11 protein-coding genes and 7 pseudogenes are annotated in these 15,101 nt (G+C 60.5%); 10 read left to right on the forward strand and 8 right to left on the reverse strand.

Translation table 11 applies throughout. From position 1 onward, the window contains the following. Positions 1-549 precede the first annotated feature (549 nt). Positions 550-731 (reverse strand): annotated as a pseudogene (locus tag ATY75_RS35305) (ATP-dependent DNA ligase); the annotation flags it as partial. A 1,007-nt stretch (positions 732-1,738) separates the two neighbouring features. On the opposite strand from ATY75_RS35305, the gene ATY75_RS28990 reads away from it, so the two are divergent. The 4 genes and pseudogenes from ATY75_RS28990 to ATY75_RS35635 form a co-directional block, all read left to right on the forward strand. Then, positions 1,739-2,413: a transcriptional regulator gene (locus tag ATY75_RS28990; protein WP_088940153.1), complete on the forward strand. Its 675-nt coding sequence runs from the start codon at positions 1,739-1,741 to the stop codon at positions 2,411-2,413. Positions 2,414-2,540: 127 nt separating this feature from the next. After that, positions 2,541-3,094, forward strand: a pseudogene (locus tag ATY75_RS28995) (hypothetical protein). Between the two features lie 135 nt (positions 3,095-3,229). Further along, positions 3,230-4,324, forward strand: coding sequence for a GSU2403 family nucleotidyltransferase fold protein (locus tag ATY75_RS29000; protein WP_012489416.1), 1,095 nt, complete (start codon positions 3,230-3,232; stop codon positions 4,322-4,324). A gap of 167 nt (positions 4,325-4,491) precedes the next feature. Beyond that, a pseudogene (locus ATY75_RS35635) lies at positions 4,492-5,330 on the forward strand (HAD-IC family P-type ATPase); the annotation flags it as partial. A gap of 77 nt (positions 5,331-5,407) precedes the next feature. Here ATY75_RS35635 and ATY75_RS29010 read toward each other — a convergent pair. Then, positions 5,408-6,229, reverse strand: a complete 822-nt coding sequence (locus tag ATY75_RS29010) for a universal stress protein (protein WP_008534144.1) — start codon at positions 6,227-6,229, stop codon at positions 5,408-5,410. Between the two features lie 128 nt (positions 6,230-6,357). Here ATY75_RS29010 and ATY75_RS29015 point away from each other — a divergent pair. Continuing rightward, positions 6,358-6,813, forward strand: a pseudogene (locus ATY75_RS29015) (pyridoxamine 5'-phosphate oxidase family protein). Positions 6,814-7,239: 426 nt separating this feature from the next. On the opposite strand, the gene ATY75_RS35325 reads toward ATY75_RS29015, so the two are convergent. Genes ATY75_RS35325 through ATY75_RS29035 form a run of 3 tightly spaced genes read right to left on the reverse strand, consistent with a single transcriptional unit; the run spans position 7,240 to position 7,943 of the window. Beyond that, on the reverse strand, positions 7,240-7,350 hold the full coding sequence (locus tag ATY75_RS35325; protein ID WP_237350499.1) for a universal stress protein: 111 nt from the start codon (positions 7,348-7,350) through the stop codon (positions 7,240-7,242). Further along, positions 7,347-7,601, reverse strand: a complete 255-nt coding sequence (locus ATY75_RS29030; RefSeq protein ID WP_225880286.1) for a hypothetical protein — start codon at positions 7,599-7,601, stop codon at positions 7,347-7,349. The genes ATY75_RS35325 and ATY75_RS29030 overlap by 4 nt, the downstream gene beginning before the upstream one ends. Positions 7,602-7,643: 42 nt before the next feature. Next, positions 7,644-7,943 (reverse strand): hypothetical protein, encoded by a 300-nt coding sequence (locus ATY75_RS29035; protein WP_029875516.1) that lies wholly within the window; start codon positions 7,941-7,943, stop codon positions 7,644-7,646. A gap of 136 nt (positions 7,944-8,079) precedes the next feature. Here ATY75_RS29035 and ATY75_RS29040 point away from each other — a divergent pair. From ATY75_RS29040 to ATY75_RS29050, 3 genes and pseudogenes are all read left to right on the forward strand, one after another. Then, positions 8,080-8,963, forward strand: a pseudogene (locus tag ATY75_RS29040) (zinc-binding alcohol dehydrogenase family protein); the annotation flags it as partial. Positions 8,964-9,071: 108 nt separating this feature from the next. Next, complete coding sequence (locus ATY75_RS29045; RefSeq protein ID WP_088940156.1) at positions 9,072-10,427, forward strand: trypsin-like peptidase domain-containing protein; 1,356 nt, start codon at positions 9,072-9,074, stop codon at positions 10,425-10,427. A gap of 123 nt (positions 10,428-10,550) precedes the next feature. Then, positions 10,551-11,198, forward strand: coding sequence for a BON domain-containing protein (locus tag ATY75_RS29050; protein ID WP_012489422.1), 648 nt, complete (start codon positions 10,551-10,553; stop codon positions 11,196-11,198). On the opposite strand, the pseudogene ATY75_RS29055 reads toward ATY75_RS29050, so the two are convergent. Beyond that, positions 11,164-12,196 (reverse strand): annotated as a pseudogene (locus ATY75_RS29055) (ATP-binding protein); the annotation flags it as partial. The gene ATY75_RS29050 and the pseudogene ATY75_RS29055 overlap by 35 nt on opposite strands. Positions 12,197-12,781: 585 nt before the next feature. Here ATY75_RS29055 and ATY75_RS34810 point away from each other — a divergent pair. After that, a complete protein-coding gene (locus tag ATY75_RS34810) occupies positions 12,782-12,919 on the forward strand; it encodes a hypothetical protein (protein ID WP_257784652.1) in 138 nt (45 codons plus the stop codon). A gap of 220 nt (positions 12,920-13,139) precedes the next feature. On the opposite strand, the gene ATY75_RS29070 is transcribed toward ATY75_RS34810, so the two are convergent. Continuing rightward, positions 13,140-14,192 carry a type III polyketide synthase gene (locus tag ATY75_RS29070; protein WP_088940158.1) on the reverse strand — a complete coding sequence of 351 codons (1,053 nt, stop codon included), beginning with the start codon at positions 14,190-14,192 and terminating at the stop codon, positions 13,140-13,142. A 270-nt stretch (positions 14,193-14,462) separates the two neighbouring features. Between ATY75_RS29070 and ATY75_RS35330 the strand changes: the two genes are divergently transcribed. Next, positions 14,463-14,672 carry a CBS domain-containing protein gene (locus ATY75_RS35330; RefSeq protein ID WP_008534154.1) on the forward strand — a complete coding sequence of 70 codons (210 nt, stop codon included), beginning with the start codon at positions 14,463-14,465 and terminating at the stop codon, positions 14,670-14,672. A gap of 325 nt (positions 14,673-14,997) precedes the next feature. Here ATY75_RS35330 and ATY75_RS34310 read toward each other — a convergent pair. Then, positions 14,998-15,101, reverse strand: a pseudogene (locus ATY75_RS34310) (IS110 family transposase); the annotation flags it as partial.

Raw genomic sequence — 15,101 nt, forward strand, 5'->3', positions numbered from 1 at the left:
CGGCTTGCGCAGGCCTCGAAGTCCGGACCTGTGCTACTGCATAGCGCTTCATGGTGGACACCCCGATGGAGAGTTTCACGCGGTGCGCCCCCGCTGAAAACTCGCTCAACCCACTGATCGGGGAGTTGGAAACCGTACACGACGGTCCTGTGGCCTTTAGTTCCGAGGAACCTGGACATACGCCACAGGCTCCTCGACCGAAGGTCAAGGAGTGTGATGCCGTTACGGCCGGCATCAACCACGTGTAGGGGTTTCCACACCCCAGGGCAGCGCGTACTGCCCTATCGAAAAAGATAGTTGAAATCCGCCCGCGGCGCAACCGAATGCTTCACAAGATTCAATGGCTTCGCTCTTCCAACGCTGCGCGAAGAGCCTCGGCGCTTTTGAATACGCCAAGTGGCGCTGTGTGAGCCGCGGCCGAACTCAGCCGCAGGCTAACGATCTGTTCTGGGTCCGTACGCAATGGCCGGAAGGGTCGTCGGAACCTTTTTGCTGCGGGGTGATCTGGTTGAAGTCGGCGTATTTCACCTTAGGCGCCACCTCCGCTTGTTAGGATGGATGGCGAAGTTTCCCATCAGCTGTCCAGGAAACTCGCTCTCGGCGACCAGGGTCGGCTCGACCCAGACAATAGCGGCACTTCAGGAATAGGGCAGGGGCGGCTGCTTTCGCTTCCAGCGCAGCTTGTCCAGCATCTTCCGCAATCGGATGGCCTCGGCTTCCTTGAAGCCCGTTGATGCAGACCGACCGAACCTCGACGCTGTGTGCTCTCGCATCAAACAATCTGTGCCGGCGCATAAAAACCCATCGGCTGTGGAATCTATGAGCGCGGCGCAGAAGGCGTCAGGGTAATGGCCTCGCCGCTCTGGGCGGCTGCTCGGCGGGACGATATCCGACAAGCGAGTGTGCCGGCTTCGCTGCTCGAATCGCCGAACGCCGTGCTTCTGCTACACCTCGCATCGGCTGGGAGGGGCGCTGACGCCGGTTGCTGACGACCGGTCATATCGCCGGGCTTCTTGTCTCCGGCGAAGGTGTAAAGCGGCTTACCTTCCCATTTCTCAATGGCTTCGTCGGAAATCCGCGGGTTATGGGCATCGATGATTGGAGCTGGCGGCATTCCTCGCGGTACGGGACGATCATGGTCGATCTCCGCCCCACTTCTGCCCAAGGGGTCGCAACGATCTTGGCTTCCATATTTGAAGATACAACACTGTGCCCGCCCAGCGACATTTCCTTATCAGCTTCGTCACCACGCCGATTGTGGTGCCGAGGAAGATCGCATAACGGATCGAAGGGAACTGGCCCGGCAGGCGAGCAAAGAAAGACAAGGTTGACAGGCGCATTGCTTCTTCGATTGAGGGTTCGGCAGTTCATGCGTGACGACGGTGGTGCCGATCGATCTGGCCTTCGCCCGTGCGCGCTGGCAACGCCGGCGCTCTGGATGCGCTACATAGACCGCGTCGGGGTTGGCGGAAAATCTTTTAAGACTCCGGCGATGTACAACAAGGAAGCTCGCCGATAAGTTGCCCACGTGCAACTTTTGAATCAGTATGGTTTGACTTCGTTCAGGGCCAATGTAGCCTCACCCGTCTCATCCCCCATTCGACTGGCCACGAATTCTGCTCCTGGAAAGGTGAGGTGGACATTTGAGCGTGGCTATAGACGGGCAGTCCGGTAATCGTTATTTCGGATATACCACCCCATCACCAAATCATCCCGTGAATTTTCAAGGCCTTTTATTTTGAAAAAAGTGCAACGCAGTTTTGCCGTCGAGTACAAAAGCGGCAGACGAAAACTCGATACTAGGTCGAACTCGATCTGGGGCAACGTGGACCTAAAGTCCGTCGCTCGCGACCTAGACGAAGAGGCAATGCCGTTTCTGTCGGATAGCTCTCAGAGTGGCAAATCCGACAGCGAAATTTCTCTACCAAAACCAGATCAGGCTGAGTCGTTGTTGACACCGCCTCTTGAGCCGTCGACAACTGCATCAGATGCACAGGAGATAAGCATGGCCGACGAGACTGATACTGCAACCGGTGCCGATGTGCCGGCCGTTGTCGAAACGCCAATTACGCCGAAGAAACAGCGCAAACCCAGGGCCAAGAAAGCCGCGGCACTCGAAACCGCGTCAGCTGACACTACGGCAGAGCCAGCAGCTGCTCTGGTCGGCGCCGGTGGTGTGAAGAGGAGGGGGCGCAAGACAAAGGTGATCGAAGCTGCGGCGAGCGCCAAACGCGCACCTGTGCGCCGTTCTCCGAAGGCGGTGCAGACAGCCTCGGCCGCGCCGACGACAGCGATCGATGAAATGGCGGACCTCCTGCAGTTGGAAGAGGAAAATCAGCGGCTGCGCAAGCTTCTGGCTGAAAAACTTCGCGCTGAAAATGCCGATCTGCGCAAACGGCTCAAGCTCGATTGATAAAAGCAGCTGGTCAATCGCCGGCCGCATTTCCATGCTTATCAAGAGATAAAATTTGGCGACGGTGAGCTGTTGCCGGAATGAAGACTTACTGCCTGCTTGCGGGATAAAACGCGAGGTCGGATAGATGGCGTCTCCCTGGAAATTTCTTGCCCGACTGGTCTCACCGGGACGCGAACAAAAGCGAAAAAACGGCTCGACCGAGAAGGTTTCGCCGGAGGCGTTGCCTAGTTCTGGTCCGACTGAAACGCCTGCCGAGGACAGCCTGAATAGCGATGGTCGGCCGGCAGGCGCGGAGCTACCTCGTCACGGTCAACCCGGTGCAATTTCCCTCAAGCCTGTGCATTCCGAAGAAGCCGAAAGCGATGTCCACGACAAGGTCGACGGCGAAGTTGCCGAAATCGTGGAGGTCGCTGATCCCGCTATATCAGGTGGTACTGGTTTCGACGTCACCGCTGCGAATGATGCCGCTAGGCTCAAGCGAATTGCCGAGTCGCACCGCGCGAGCAAAGGAGCCGCAGCAAGGAAGCGGTGGCGATTGCAAACGATCCCCAATTTATCCAAACTGCAAACGGGATGAGCCTCGATGACGAGATCAGGAAGCTCAGGGATCAGCTGGCCAGAAAGCTAACGTTGCAAAACGCGCAGTTGAGAAAAATGCTGGAGCGGTTTGAACGATGAGCGTGACGCGCTGCCTGCCTTTTAAGCTTGTTGCAGGTGTCCTTTCAAGGCGATAGAGGCGGCATCCTATCTTGCGACCTATCCTCACGACCGTTATACTGTTTTTGAAAAACAGTATAACCCTGGAGTCGAGCTATGAAGTCCATCGACCTCATGTATCAGACGATGCTCGCTGAGCTCGGTCAGCGCTCGCTCGACGCCGCTTGGACGGCCGATTTCCCTCCGGAGGGTCGGTTCACCCCGGCAAACATAAAGGGGCGCAAGTACTGGTATTTCGACATCCCGGATGGACATGGTGGTACGAAACGTCGTTACGTCGGTTCCGCTGATGATCCGGTTATCGCACAGCGCGTAGCTGATCATAAGCGGGACAAGGACGATCTACGCGCTCGCAGGCGCTTGGTAAATACCCTGACCCGCGAAGGCGGGATGATCGCCCCTGACGCCATGTCGGGCGATATCGTCGAGGCTCTTGCCGATGGCGGTCTCTTTCGGCTCCGGGGTATTCTCATAGGCACGGTGGCCTTTCAGTGCTATTCAGGACTGCTCGGTGTCCGTCTTCCCATGGCTGCGATCCTGACCGGCGATGCTGACATCGCCCAGGACTATGCCATCAGTCGGGAGGTCGAAGATAGTCTGCCTCCGATCCTTGAGTTGCTGCAGGGCGTCGACGCCAGCTTTCGTCCAGTTCCACATCGATCGGGAGCCGCGGTCTCGTCAGCGTTTCAGAATGCCGACGGCTACAGGGTTGAGTTCCTGACGTCGAACCGTGGTTCGGATGACTACATCGATCAGCCGGCGAAGATGCCCGCTCTTGGTGGCGCCAGCGCGGATCCACTGCGCTTTCTCGACTTCCTCATAAGGGAACCCGTCAGGACAATGCTGCTCCACCGAAGCGGTGTTCCGGTCGTCGTCCCTGATCCGTCCCGGTATGCCGTCCACAAGCTAATAGTCGCCAGCCGCCGAAACACGGACGGGCAGGGGCCGGCGAAGCGTGAGAAGGACATCCGACAAGCTGCGCTGCTCTTCGAAGCCCTGCAGCAGACAAGGCGATCTACCGACTTGGCGCTCGTCTACAACGAAGCATGGAGGCGCGGGCCTACATGGCGAGAAGGTATTCGAACCGGGGCGGGAATGCTGCCAGCACAAGATGCCGAGCGGCTCAACACGGTCCTGACCGAGGGCGGAAAAAGAAACGGCGAAGAAATTGAACTTCCGTTTGGAGAATAGGCCGTCTTTCAAGGCTAAGCAGTTGATTTGATTCGAACTCGTGAAGACAATGAAGATGAATATGGTCCTGCGGGGTCCTGTGCCGAATATCTGCATCGCACGGTCTCAGATCTGGCCCCGGCCAGCGCCGGGCAGGCGAAGCGCTGATCTACATAGCAAGGGGGTCAATCGAGAAGATCGCGGTCGGCGACGTGCTCCTGATACGCAAGGGCGACGTCGTACCGGCCGACGGGGCTCTCGTCAGCGAAGTCGCGACGATCGACCAGGCGGTCCTGACCGGAGAGCCCTTAAGGGTGCGCATCGCGAGGGATGGCAACATTTCAAGTGGCGCTACGAACGAGGGGGACGTGATCGAAATCCGTGTTCTAAGTCGCGCCGAGACAGCACCTATGCCGGAATACCGGAATAGTGAGGCTCGTGGAAGCATCGAGGCGCTCCAAGGCGAAGCTGATGCGACTGGCCGACCGGTTCTCGGTGTGGTTCTTGTTCGCCACGGTAGCGATTGCAGGCGTCTCGGCGTTCATGTCCGGAGACCTGTCAAGGATCGTGGCCGTGCTGGTCGTCGCCACGCCCTGTCCGTTGATCCTGGCCGTACCCGTCGCACTTGCGAAGGAGGGCGTTCTGATGAAGGGTGCGGGACCTCTCGAGGCACTCGTCCAGGCCACCGTGGCGGTTTTCGACAAGACGGGGACGCTCACCGCGGGACAGCCCGAAGTCGGCCACATCGAGGGATCGGAGCATCCTAACAGGATCCTGCGGCTGGCCGCCTCGCTGGACCAGGCGTCGGGCCATGTGGTCGGACGCGCGCTGGTGGACGAGGCGCATAGACGTGGGTTGGTAGTGAGCCGCCCATCGGAGGTGACCGAGACCGCGGGATCCGGAATCGTCGATGGCGTGCGCGTCGGCGTCGGAGGAGACGCCTAACGGGTCAGGCAGCGCAATGCGTGTCAAGGTAGTGTTTGACGGCACGCCGGCTGGCACGATCACGCTCGAAGACCGGCTTCAATACCTTCCGCCAGTCGGCGGGGCATTGCTTCAGGAGGCCATCGACGTCGCGGTCATTCTAAACGCCCTTCGCGCCCTCTAATGGGCGAGAAGCACTAGTAGCTCGGCCTTGACGAGAAGTTCTCGAGTGACGCCGCCGAGGATGAACTCACGAAGCCGCGAATGGCCAAATCCGCCCGCGACCAGAAGGTCCGCCTTTCGTTCCAGCGCGGCCGATTGGATGGCGCCTGTCGCGGTCTCGCCGCCTGCCTGGATCGATACGTCATCCACGTCGAGTCCCGAATGCTTCAACGAAGAGATCAGGAGGGCGCGGTTCGCCTCGTCGATCTCCTTGTCGTCGGTGATCGAGATGACCTGCACCTTGATCGCGCGTTCGATGAAGACCCGTGCGCTGGAAAGGGCGCGCGCTGCGGTGGCGCTGCCGTCCCAGGCGACGGCGATCGTGTCCACACGAGAGTAGACGCTGGTGGCTGGAAATAGCACGAGCGGACGGCCGCTTCCGAATAGCAGCGTTTCGGAGAGTTGCCGGGAGAGCTCCGAGGCTTCGACGATGGAAAGGTCGTAGCACTTGGCAATTTCAGAAAAGCGTTCATAGACGAACGGTTCCCTGACCTCGAATCCGTGGATTCGCACCTCGAAGCCAGTTTCCGAAATAGCGTCGGCGATGTGTCCCCGCAGCGAAGTCCCGCTGTCCCGGCTATACCGTTCTGCTTGTCCCCGCCATGTCTCGACATCGATAACGGTGGGAAAGGGCGGATGGACCTGGGGGATCCGGACTTGTGGGATACTGGCGACGAGATGGGCGTCATTCTGCCTAGCGAGGCCGATAGCATTGTCGATTATGGCGAAGGAACTCGCGTCGGGATAGGTCGACAACGGGAGATGGAACTGCGGCTTCATGCTGCCTCCTGAGGTTAAACTTCCGTCATGATGCATGCCGCTGAGAGAGTTCGCATTGCGCTCGGTCAAGGCCGCGGCGCAATGAAGCTCCTATAATCGCGCCTTCATCGAAGCTGGAGGACACGGCCATGACGATCAATCTGACGGAGATCAACCCCGGTGAGTGCTACCGCATCCTGGAGAACGAGCGTTTCGGTCATCTGGCATGCTGCAAGGATGAGCAGCTCTACGTGGCGACGATCGATTTCGCCTTTTCCAACGGCGTCGCCTATAGCTTCACCATGCCCGGCAAGAAGCTCGACTGGATGCGGGGAACGACAAGGTCTGCCTACACATCGAGCAGCGTTCGAGCGCCGGCGGGTGGACGAGCATCGTCGTCGAAGGCAGGTTCGAGGAATTTCCTGACAGCGAGGCGCGACAAAGCGAACGGCTCCACGCGTGGTCTTCTCCAAAAGTATTCGGACTGGTGGGAAATCGGCTCTATGAAGCCCCAGGAGTTCCCCGTGCCCGATGGCTCTCCTCATGTCTTCTACGGCATTGCCGTCACGGCCGTGTTGGGACGCAGTGCAGTCAGAACGGAATGACCGTCGATGCTCGAGCCGAACCCGCATCCCACAATCGGAGCACCACATGCCATATCTACGCGGCCTATATCCAAGCGCCACATCTAATTTCACCTCGCACCCGCGTTTCGCGCGGGCGCTCTGATTCAAGACGAGATCTTTGCCGGTCGGCCGCGGTCACTGCGGATTTGACGGCGTCCGCCGCCCGGCGAGGGCTTCGATGCTTTGAATTTCTGACTCGACTTGCCCGCAGTATCGACCACGGTGATGCGGTCGAGGTTCTTTCGGACTATGTCGAGGGCGAGCTGGAGGAGTATCCTAGAGAGGTGGCGCGACTGTGTGAGGCCGGGTCACGAACGTTGTCGCACGCCGCCGAAATGTGTCGCGACGTCGCCGCCGGTCAGGCCAACGAGGCTGAAGCGAAGACGCTCGTGTGAAGCCCGCGGCTCATCGGATGGTTCGCAAGACGAGCACGGAGCATGGTGCGCGCTGCACGACGTGGTCCACGACCGAGGCGAAGACGCGGTCGAGCACGTCGTCGCGGCGAGAGGCGATCACGGCGAGATCGGCGGCATCTCCTTTGCGATGGCGACGATGAGCTGCGACGGGTTGCCCGCTCGGACGTGTATAGAAGCAGGAGTCTCGGTCGACCGCGGGGCTTCCGAAAGTCGGGTCTCGGAGGCTCCCATCACCTCAACCGCCCAATCGTTCGGCGAGGCCGACGAGGGCAGGCCCTCCACCGCGTGAACGAGGTGGAGGCTTCCGTTGGGCGCGATCTGCGCGTGGGCCGTTTCGACGAGGTGGAGCATGCGTTGCCGGGATCCTCGGCCGATGGCGCCGTGGCGAACATGTCAGTATATGTCCTTGCCAGACAGGCTAACGAACTCGGTCGTCAGTCCGTCGTCATGCGCTTCCTTGAGAAGCCGATCGGCGCTCATGATGTCGAGACACATGGTGCCCGTGAAGGATTGCCGCAGGGCGCAGCAGAAGTGATCTCTCGCCCATGCCTGGCCTCGCGGCGTCGCCGCCGTCACTTCCCAGCGATCCTCGTCCCGACGTCCGAGAACAAGGTCTGCGGACGTTCGCTCGACGGGAGGAATGGTCGTGGCAGCGTTCGTTTCTGTCTTGCCGGTCTTTTCTTGTTCGCGCATGTCCGTCTCCTTTGGATGAGGTCGTGGCGCTGTGTCCAGGAGCCTATCTGTCCCCGGGCGTTTGTCTTTGACGAGCATCAATCCGGATGTTTGACCGGGATCAAGCCAAGGTGGGGAAGGTGGCGATACGACTGTGGCCTGCGGCGTCTGCCGGACGGACCTTCACGTCTGCGAAGGAGACCTCTCCCAGCCAAAGCTTCCTCTCGTTCCAGGGCATGAGATTGTCGGAACCGTGATCGCAACGGGCGAGGGCCTTCCTCGTCGCCTTGTCGGTCAAAAAGTCGGGGTACCTTGGCTGGGCCACACCTGCGGGCACTGCGCATATTGCCGAGAGGGTCGCGAGAACCTGTGCAACGATCCTGGCTTCACGGGTACACCATCGACGGCGGCTTTGCGGCCCATGCGGCGGCCGAGGCGGGCTATGCGTTCGAACTGCCTGAAGATGCGGACCCGGTGGCGACCGCGCCTCTTCTCTGCGCGGGCCTCATCGGGTGGCGATCCCTGAAGATGGCGGGCGAGGGGAGGACGATCGGCATCTATGGGTTCGGCGCGGCCGCCCACATCCTCGTGCAGGTGTGCAAGCATCGAGGCCAGAGCGTCTATGCGTTTGTGCGTCCCGGTGACGAGGCCGGACGGAAGTTCGCGCTTGATCTTGGCGCCGTCTGGGCCGGGTTTTCCGGTGAAAGGCCGCCGGTGCCGCTCGACGCCGCCATCATCTTCGCGCCGGCCGGCGAGCTCGTGCCAATGGCGCTCGACGTGGTGCGGAAGGGCGGAACGGTGGTCTGCGGCGGCATCGACATGTCAGACATTCCGAGCATGCCCTATCGTCTGCTCTGGGGCGAGCGGCGGGTCGTCTCGGTGGCGAACCTGACGCGGAGCGACGGGGCGGAATTCTTCTCGATCGGGAAGGCGGCAGGGGTCAGATGCTTCACCAGCGTCTACCCCCTCGAGCATGCGAACGAGGCTCTCGACGATCTGCGCGCAGGCCGTGTCTCTGGAGCCGCCGTGATCGTTCCGTAGCCGATGTTCCCCTTGACAAGGATCAATGCGCTTTGCGTGCGCTACACGGAAGCTTCTTCGTCAAGACGTCCGCCGACAACCGGCGGCGCTTCCGCAAGGAGATCAGAGATGTCGCGTTCGTTGCTCGCCTTGGCGGCGCTCTTCATCGCAGGTGAGAGCCTATTGTCGGCTCCAGCCGTTGCAGACAGCCTGTCGCTCGCGCCGATGCTCCAGCGTGTCGTGCCGAGCGTCGTCAGCATCTCGGTGCAGGGCAGGGAACTCGACGACGCGGATGCAACGCTTGCTGATCCCTTCTACAGAAAGTTCTTCGGACTACCTGACGACGCTGCGCCGGCAGAGCACGGCTTCCAATCGGCCGGATCGGGTGTCGTCATCGACGAGATCCACGGCTACATCGTCACCAACCAGCATGTCATAGCAAGCGCCTCAAAAATCGAGGTGGCGCTCTCCGACGGCCGACGCTTCCAAGCGAAACTTGTCGGCGCCGATTCCGAGACGGATGTCGCTGTCGTTCAAATTCCACCCGATCATCTTGTTCAAGCCGAGTTTGGAAGCGCGTCCTCGCTTCACGTCGGCGACGTCGTCGTAGCGATCGGGAATCCCTTCGGCCTGGGCCAGACCGCGACGATGGGCATCGTAAGCGCGCTTGGGCGCCGCGCCGTGGGATCGGAGGGGTACGAAGGATTCATTCAGACGGACGCGTCGACCAATCCCGGCAATTCGGGCGGCGCGCTTGTAAGCGAGGACGGCGTCGTGGTCGGGATCAATAGCGCGATCATCGGCCCCGCCGGAGGAAGCATCGGCATCGGTTTTGCGGTCCCAGCCGAGACTGTCGGCATCGTGATGCGGCAGCTCATCCTGACCGGCAAGTTGGTACGCGGCGAGGTGGGAATTTTAACGCAGGACCTGACGCCCGGTCTCGCAAAGGCGTTCGGCGTCGATGAAGGGGCGGGCGCGCTGGTCAGCGAAGTCCTTCCCGGTTCGCCGGCGGCAATCGCAGGAATTCAGCCGGGCGACGTCATTCGGATGGTCGACGGAAGGACGGTGCGCGGCGCGTCCGACGTTCGAAGGCTTGTGGGATCGCTACCGTTGCAGTCCAAGCCGTCCTTCCAGATCGACCGCGCGAGCCGAAGGATAGAAGCATTTCCCGTGGTGTCCGACGCACCGGTTGCCGAACCGGCCGCTCCGCGTACCATTCATATCGCCCGCGGCCCTCTCGCCGACGCCGAGATGGCGAACTCTCCCGATGGTCCCGGCGCCCGCGTCGTCGTCGTCGCCGAGGGTTCGGTCGCGGCACAGGCCGGCCTGCAGCCGGACGACGTTATCGTCGCTCTCGACCAGCAGCCGGTGACGGACGTCGGGCAACTCCTCTCAATACTCGTGAAGGAGCATGCCCGTGCTCTCATCACCGTCGTGAGGAACGGCCACCGCCTCTTCGTGGCCGCCGACGTGCAGACCCAGTAGCAGCCCGCAGACCGTGTTCTGTCCGCTGAAATTCCAAGGTCGCTCTCGTGCTTGATGAAGATCAACGACGAAAATCTGCGGCGCTGTCACGATCGGCACGTCGCAAACCTGAAGGAGGTTGTCATGAACGACATTCAACTCAGACAGAACATTCTCGACGAAATGGAATTCGAGCCCAGCATCGACGCGGCTGATATCGGCGTCGCGGTCGATAGCGGGATCGTCACACTGACTGGTCACGTGCGCACCTACGCGGAGAAAGAAGCCGCAGAGCGCGTGGTTAGTCGCGTCAAGGGCGTGCGCGGAATAGCTGCCGATATCGAGGTCCGGATTTTCGGGCCGAAGGAAACAGACGACGACGACATCGCCCGGCGAGCTGTCAAAATGCTCGACTGGAACGTTTCCGTGCCAAAGGATTCGGTGCAGGTGCGGGTCCTCAAAGGGTGGATCACCTTGCGGGGAGAGGTCGAGTGGCAATATCAAAAGAACGCGGCCTACGACGCCGTGCGGGATCTCGCCGGCGTAGTAGGGGTGTCCAACCTAGTGGAGCTGAAGCCGCATATTACGGCGGTGGATGTCAAGAAACGCATCGAGGATGCTTTCCAGCGCGACGCCGCTCTTGAGGCCGATGCAATCAGAATCGACGTCCAAGGCAGAAAGGTAATCCTCTCCGGCAAGGTGAAGACCTGGTCGGAACGGCAGGCGGCGGAGCGCGCTGCATGGTCCGCTCCAGGGATCAGCACTCTCGACGACCGACTGACGGTCGGGTGATCGAATATCGGGATTGGCTAGACATTACTGCTCTGCCCACACTCAGCAGCAAGGGCGCCGCTGAGCGCCCTTCGCATAGAGCCCAATTTCCTTGATCGACTTGCGCGCATATCTCGTCTTCGGAACGAAATTCCGCACCACCCGTTGCAGAGCCTCCGTCGCGAGCACAAGGCGACCATTGATGTTCTTGGAGAGCGACCTTGGGTGGCGACGTAGGCTGGGATCTTCCGCGAAGAAAGATATGAGTCCCCGCAACGGCAGCGCGATTGAGGTTCGGGTTTGATTTTTCTAAATTGAAATCCTGCTGTCGAGCAGAATCGCTATTAGGCCTCGCGGCGAGCAGCAGCCTGAGACGGGTCGACATCTCCGATGCAGTGTACGGCTTCTTCAGCCAGCCGGCGCCCGCTTCGATCTCCTTGTCCGCGGCATGGGGTTCAGAAAAGCCCGACGTCAGGGACATTCCGGGCCAGTTCGTCGTCGTTCATTCCCGGCATGGCCACATCACTGAACAGGAGCGCTACGTCATGCCCCGCCTCCAGCTCCTTCAACGCGTCGATCCCGTTCGTAGCTTCGATCACGAAGTAGCCAAGCGTCTGCAGGCGGCTGACCGTCACTCGGCGAACTCTCGCGTCGTCCTCGACCACCAGGATAGTTTCCGTGCCCCGAGGCGGGGCTTCCTCAGCCCGCTGCTCGTTCGGATGAGAATCCTTTCCGGCGTCGGCGCGTGGAAGAAAGAGGCGCACCGTCGTCCCTTCGCCAAGTTCGCTGTAGAGCTGCAGGTGCCCTGCGGATTGCTTTGCGAAACCGTAGACCATGCTCAGCCCAAGCCCCGTTCCCGAGCCCGTCGGTTTCGCGGTGAAGAACGGTCGAAAGCCCTCTCCATCACATCGGACGTCATTCCGGTGTCGGTCACGGAAATGAGGACGTAGCTGCCGGGGCGGATCGCCGGGGTACATCCCGACATAGTCGGAGTCGATCTTGCAACAGAGCCCTTGCAGGCGGGCACCTCAAAGCAGACAGGAGCTGCGATGGAGGACAAGGCTTCGCAGGTTCTATCGAGCACGAAATACAGCACTGCTACCAAGCAGTTGGAAGGATCCGTGCTCTCACAATCCAACAAAAGCGCTGATGAACGAACAAGAACTTTCGAACCAGTTTCTGTTGTTTTCCCCGGGCTTCTCGTCAACCAGTCTTATTCCGTTTCCTGCCACCTTAACTCATCATCTTCCGGAAAAGCGGCAGTTGGTTGCGAACATCCAGTGCCTCGGTCGGTGGACTCCGCTGAAGCGCCTATTTGAAGTCACTCTGCCCCAGATACGCTTCAATGCAGCTAGGAATGGGAAGCGATGAGCAAAGTGCGTAGGAGATCAGAGTTTCCCACTCCTTGTGGCCTGCCGAGGTCGGCGATCGATGACAGGTGTAATCGAGAGACACTGGCCCCCGAGACATCAATGCCGCTTGAGGGAGACGTATCTGACAACGTTGGTTGTAAATCCGCTTTTGTTTGCCGATGCAAATTCAGTGCCATGGCTGGATCGCATGGTTCAGATACACGCAGATAGACATCGCGACCGATCGCGCGCGTGCCCGGCCTCGCCGAAAAGGTGCCAGATGTGACGGCAGCCTTGCATGCAAAGCTCGACGAGCACCGGGCGTTCGTGCGGGAGCGTGGAGAAGACTTGCCGGAAATCCAGAATTGGCGCTGGGCACGCTCCTCCTAGTGCGACAGATGACCGGATTGGGTAGCGACTACCACCAGCCATACTGCCGCAGCTACGCCGGCACGCAGGAGAAAGGATTCGAGTGCGAGGTGGCAACCTCGCCTTCGACTTGGAGTGTCCCACGGCAATCGCAGCCTTTGCAGCGTCAGCTACCTGTTTCGAGTCCTGTTCGTTCTGCAAACGATGCGATCTTAAAACGTCCTGGAGAATGATCGCCGGGTCATGCTGCAGCCGTCAACGAGAGGCAGCTAAGGGTGAAGCCCGGTCCCATCGCCGTCAGGAGAGTTCTCCTGGGTAGTCCTTGCGCAAGAAGCTTCTCGAGTACGAACAGCGCGGTTGGCGAGGACATGTTCCCATAGTCCGAGAGAACCTCACGTTCCTGGTCGAGGGTTCCCTGGCTTAGTTTAAGCGCCGATTCCAAGGCGGTGATAACCTTTGATCCACCCGGGTGGCACGCAAACCGGTCAACGTCGGCAGGAGCAAGATCTGATCGGGCGAGTATGGACGTTACGCCCTTCAGCACATGAGTTTCGGCGAACGGTGGTATCGCACGATCGAAGATCACGCCCAGACCCTCCGGATCGACGCTCCATCCCATGATGTCTAGCGTGTCGGGCCACGTATGCTGGCCTGCAAGTTCGACCTCGGCCAGACCGGTCTCACTAGCACGCACCACGCAGGCGGCGGCCCCGTCGCCGAAGAGGGCGGTCGCCACGATGTTCGCCTTCGTAAGCTTGTCCATGCGAAATGCCAACGTGCAGGTCTCGACGGCGACCACCAGCACGACTGAGCCTGGCCGGGATGCCGCCAGCCGTGACGCGATTGAAAGCCCAGAGACTCCGCCGGCACAGCCGAGGCCAAACACGGGAACCCGTTCGACATCGTCCCGGAAGCCCAGTTCTCGGCTTACCCTCGCTTCCAGACTAGGTGTCGCAATACCAGTCGAGGAGACGGTTACGATCGTGTCGACATCGCCTGCTGCAATGCCCGCCGACACGAGAGCCTTGCTGGCGGCGGCGACGAACATTGCACCCGCGCCCTCGATATGAGCGAGGTTTCGTTCGGGCCATCCCGACGTCTCGAGATACCACTCGATCGGCCGGACGGCATAGCGGCGCCGAATTCCCGAGGTTTCGAACACCCTTGCCAGCTTTTCGAAATCGCCAAATCGCGATGAGAACGCGGTGTGCGAGGCTCGCGCCGCGTCACGCTGGTCGATGACATGTGGCGGAACGGCGGTGCCGACGGATACCAGCTTGACGGGTTGCTGCATAAGACTCCTTGCGACGGCGCGGGAAGAATTTGGTACGCCGCGCGAGGACGAGACCGAACCGTAACGCCTCGATCCTCAATAAGTTGCAATGCGGGCGAGCCTGACGCCGCACTTCGTCGGAAGGCTTCAGAGACGACGACGCGTGAAGAATGCCTCCCGCGGCTTCGTGTCTGCCTTGATCCACGTCAATGCGCTCAACAAGTTGGCTCCGTAATTGCCCGATCGAAAAGGAGACAGCGCGATGCTTGCTAGAGACATCATGACGACCCCGTGACGACGCTCGACGAGGGACACAACGTCAGGGAAGCCGTCGAGATCGTCAACGCCAGCAAGATCGGCGCGGTGCCCGTCATCGATGGCGAAGGGCGGCTCACCGGCATCGTCACCGGGGAGACCTGCTGCGCCGGGTGGCGTCATCCTGGGCGAGACGGGCGGTACCGCATACGCGCGACCGCGAAGATGCACTGGCGGACTATGTGAAGGCCCGAAGCTGGCGCGTCAAGGACGTGATGTCGACGCCCGTCGTCAGCGCCGCCCCGAGCGCAACCGCGAGCCAGCTCGCAGAACTCCTGCAGGCCCACGACATCAAACACCGAACGGCAGACTCGCCGGCATAATCAGCCGTCACGACTTGATGCGAGCGCTTCTCGATGTTCCACGGCAGTGTACTGCTTCCGGCGACGAGGCCCTAGGGACGGCCGTTCGTGGTCGCCTGGAAACCGAGTTCGAAATAAGGTTCCCCATCGTCAATGCGACCGTCTCCAACGGGGCAGTCACCCTGAGGGGAGAGCGACTGTCTTCTTTGTCAAGCGTTTTGCCATGGTCGTCCGTCCCTGATGATGGCGTTGAGGATGGTGAGCAGCTTGCGCATGGTGGCGACGGTTGCGACGATCTTGGGCTTGCCGGCCG

Source organism: Rhizobium sp. N122 (genome assembly GCF_002211295.1).
GTDB lineage: Bacteria > Pseudomonadota > Alphaproteobacteria > Rhizobiales > Rhizobiaceae > Rhizobium.

What these genes read in the sequence shown, in the direction of transcription:
- ATY75_RS29030 (WP_225880286.1), bottom strand. Translation starts at nt 7,601, where the DNA reads ATGCTCCACCTCGTCGAAACGGCCCACGCGCAGATCGCGCCCAACGGA.
- ATY75_RS29070 (WP_088940158.1), bottom strand. Translation starts at nt 14,192, where the DNA reads ATGCAGCAACCCGTCAAGCTGGTATCCGTCGGCACCGCCGTTCCGCCA.
- ATY75_RS29035 (WP_029875516.1), bottom strand. Translation starts at nt 7,943, where the DNA reads ATGCGCGAACAAGAAAAGACCGGCAAGACAGAAACGAACGCTGCCACG.
- ATY75_RS29050 (WP_012489422.1), top strand. Translation starts at nt 10,551, where the DNA reads ATGAACGACATTCAACTCAGACAGAACATTCTCGACGAAATGGAATTC.
- ATY75_RS29000 (WP_012489416.1), top strand. Translation starts at nt 3,230, where the DNA reads ATGAAGTCCATCGACCTCATGTATCAGACGATGCTCGCTGAGCTCGGT.
- ATY75_RS29010 (WP_008534144.1), bottom strand. Translation starts at nt 6,229, where the DNA reads ATGAAGCCGCAGTTCCATCTCCCGTTGTCGACCTATCCCGACGCGAGT.
- ATY75_RS29045 (WP_088940156.1), top strand. Translation starts at nt 9,072, where the DNA reads ATGTCGCGTTCGTTGCTCGCCTTGGCGGCGCTCTTCATCGCAGGTGAG.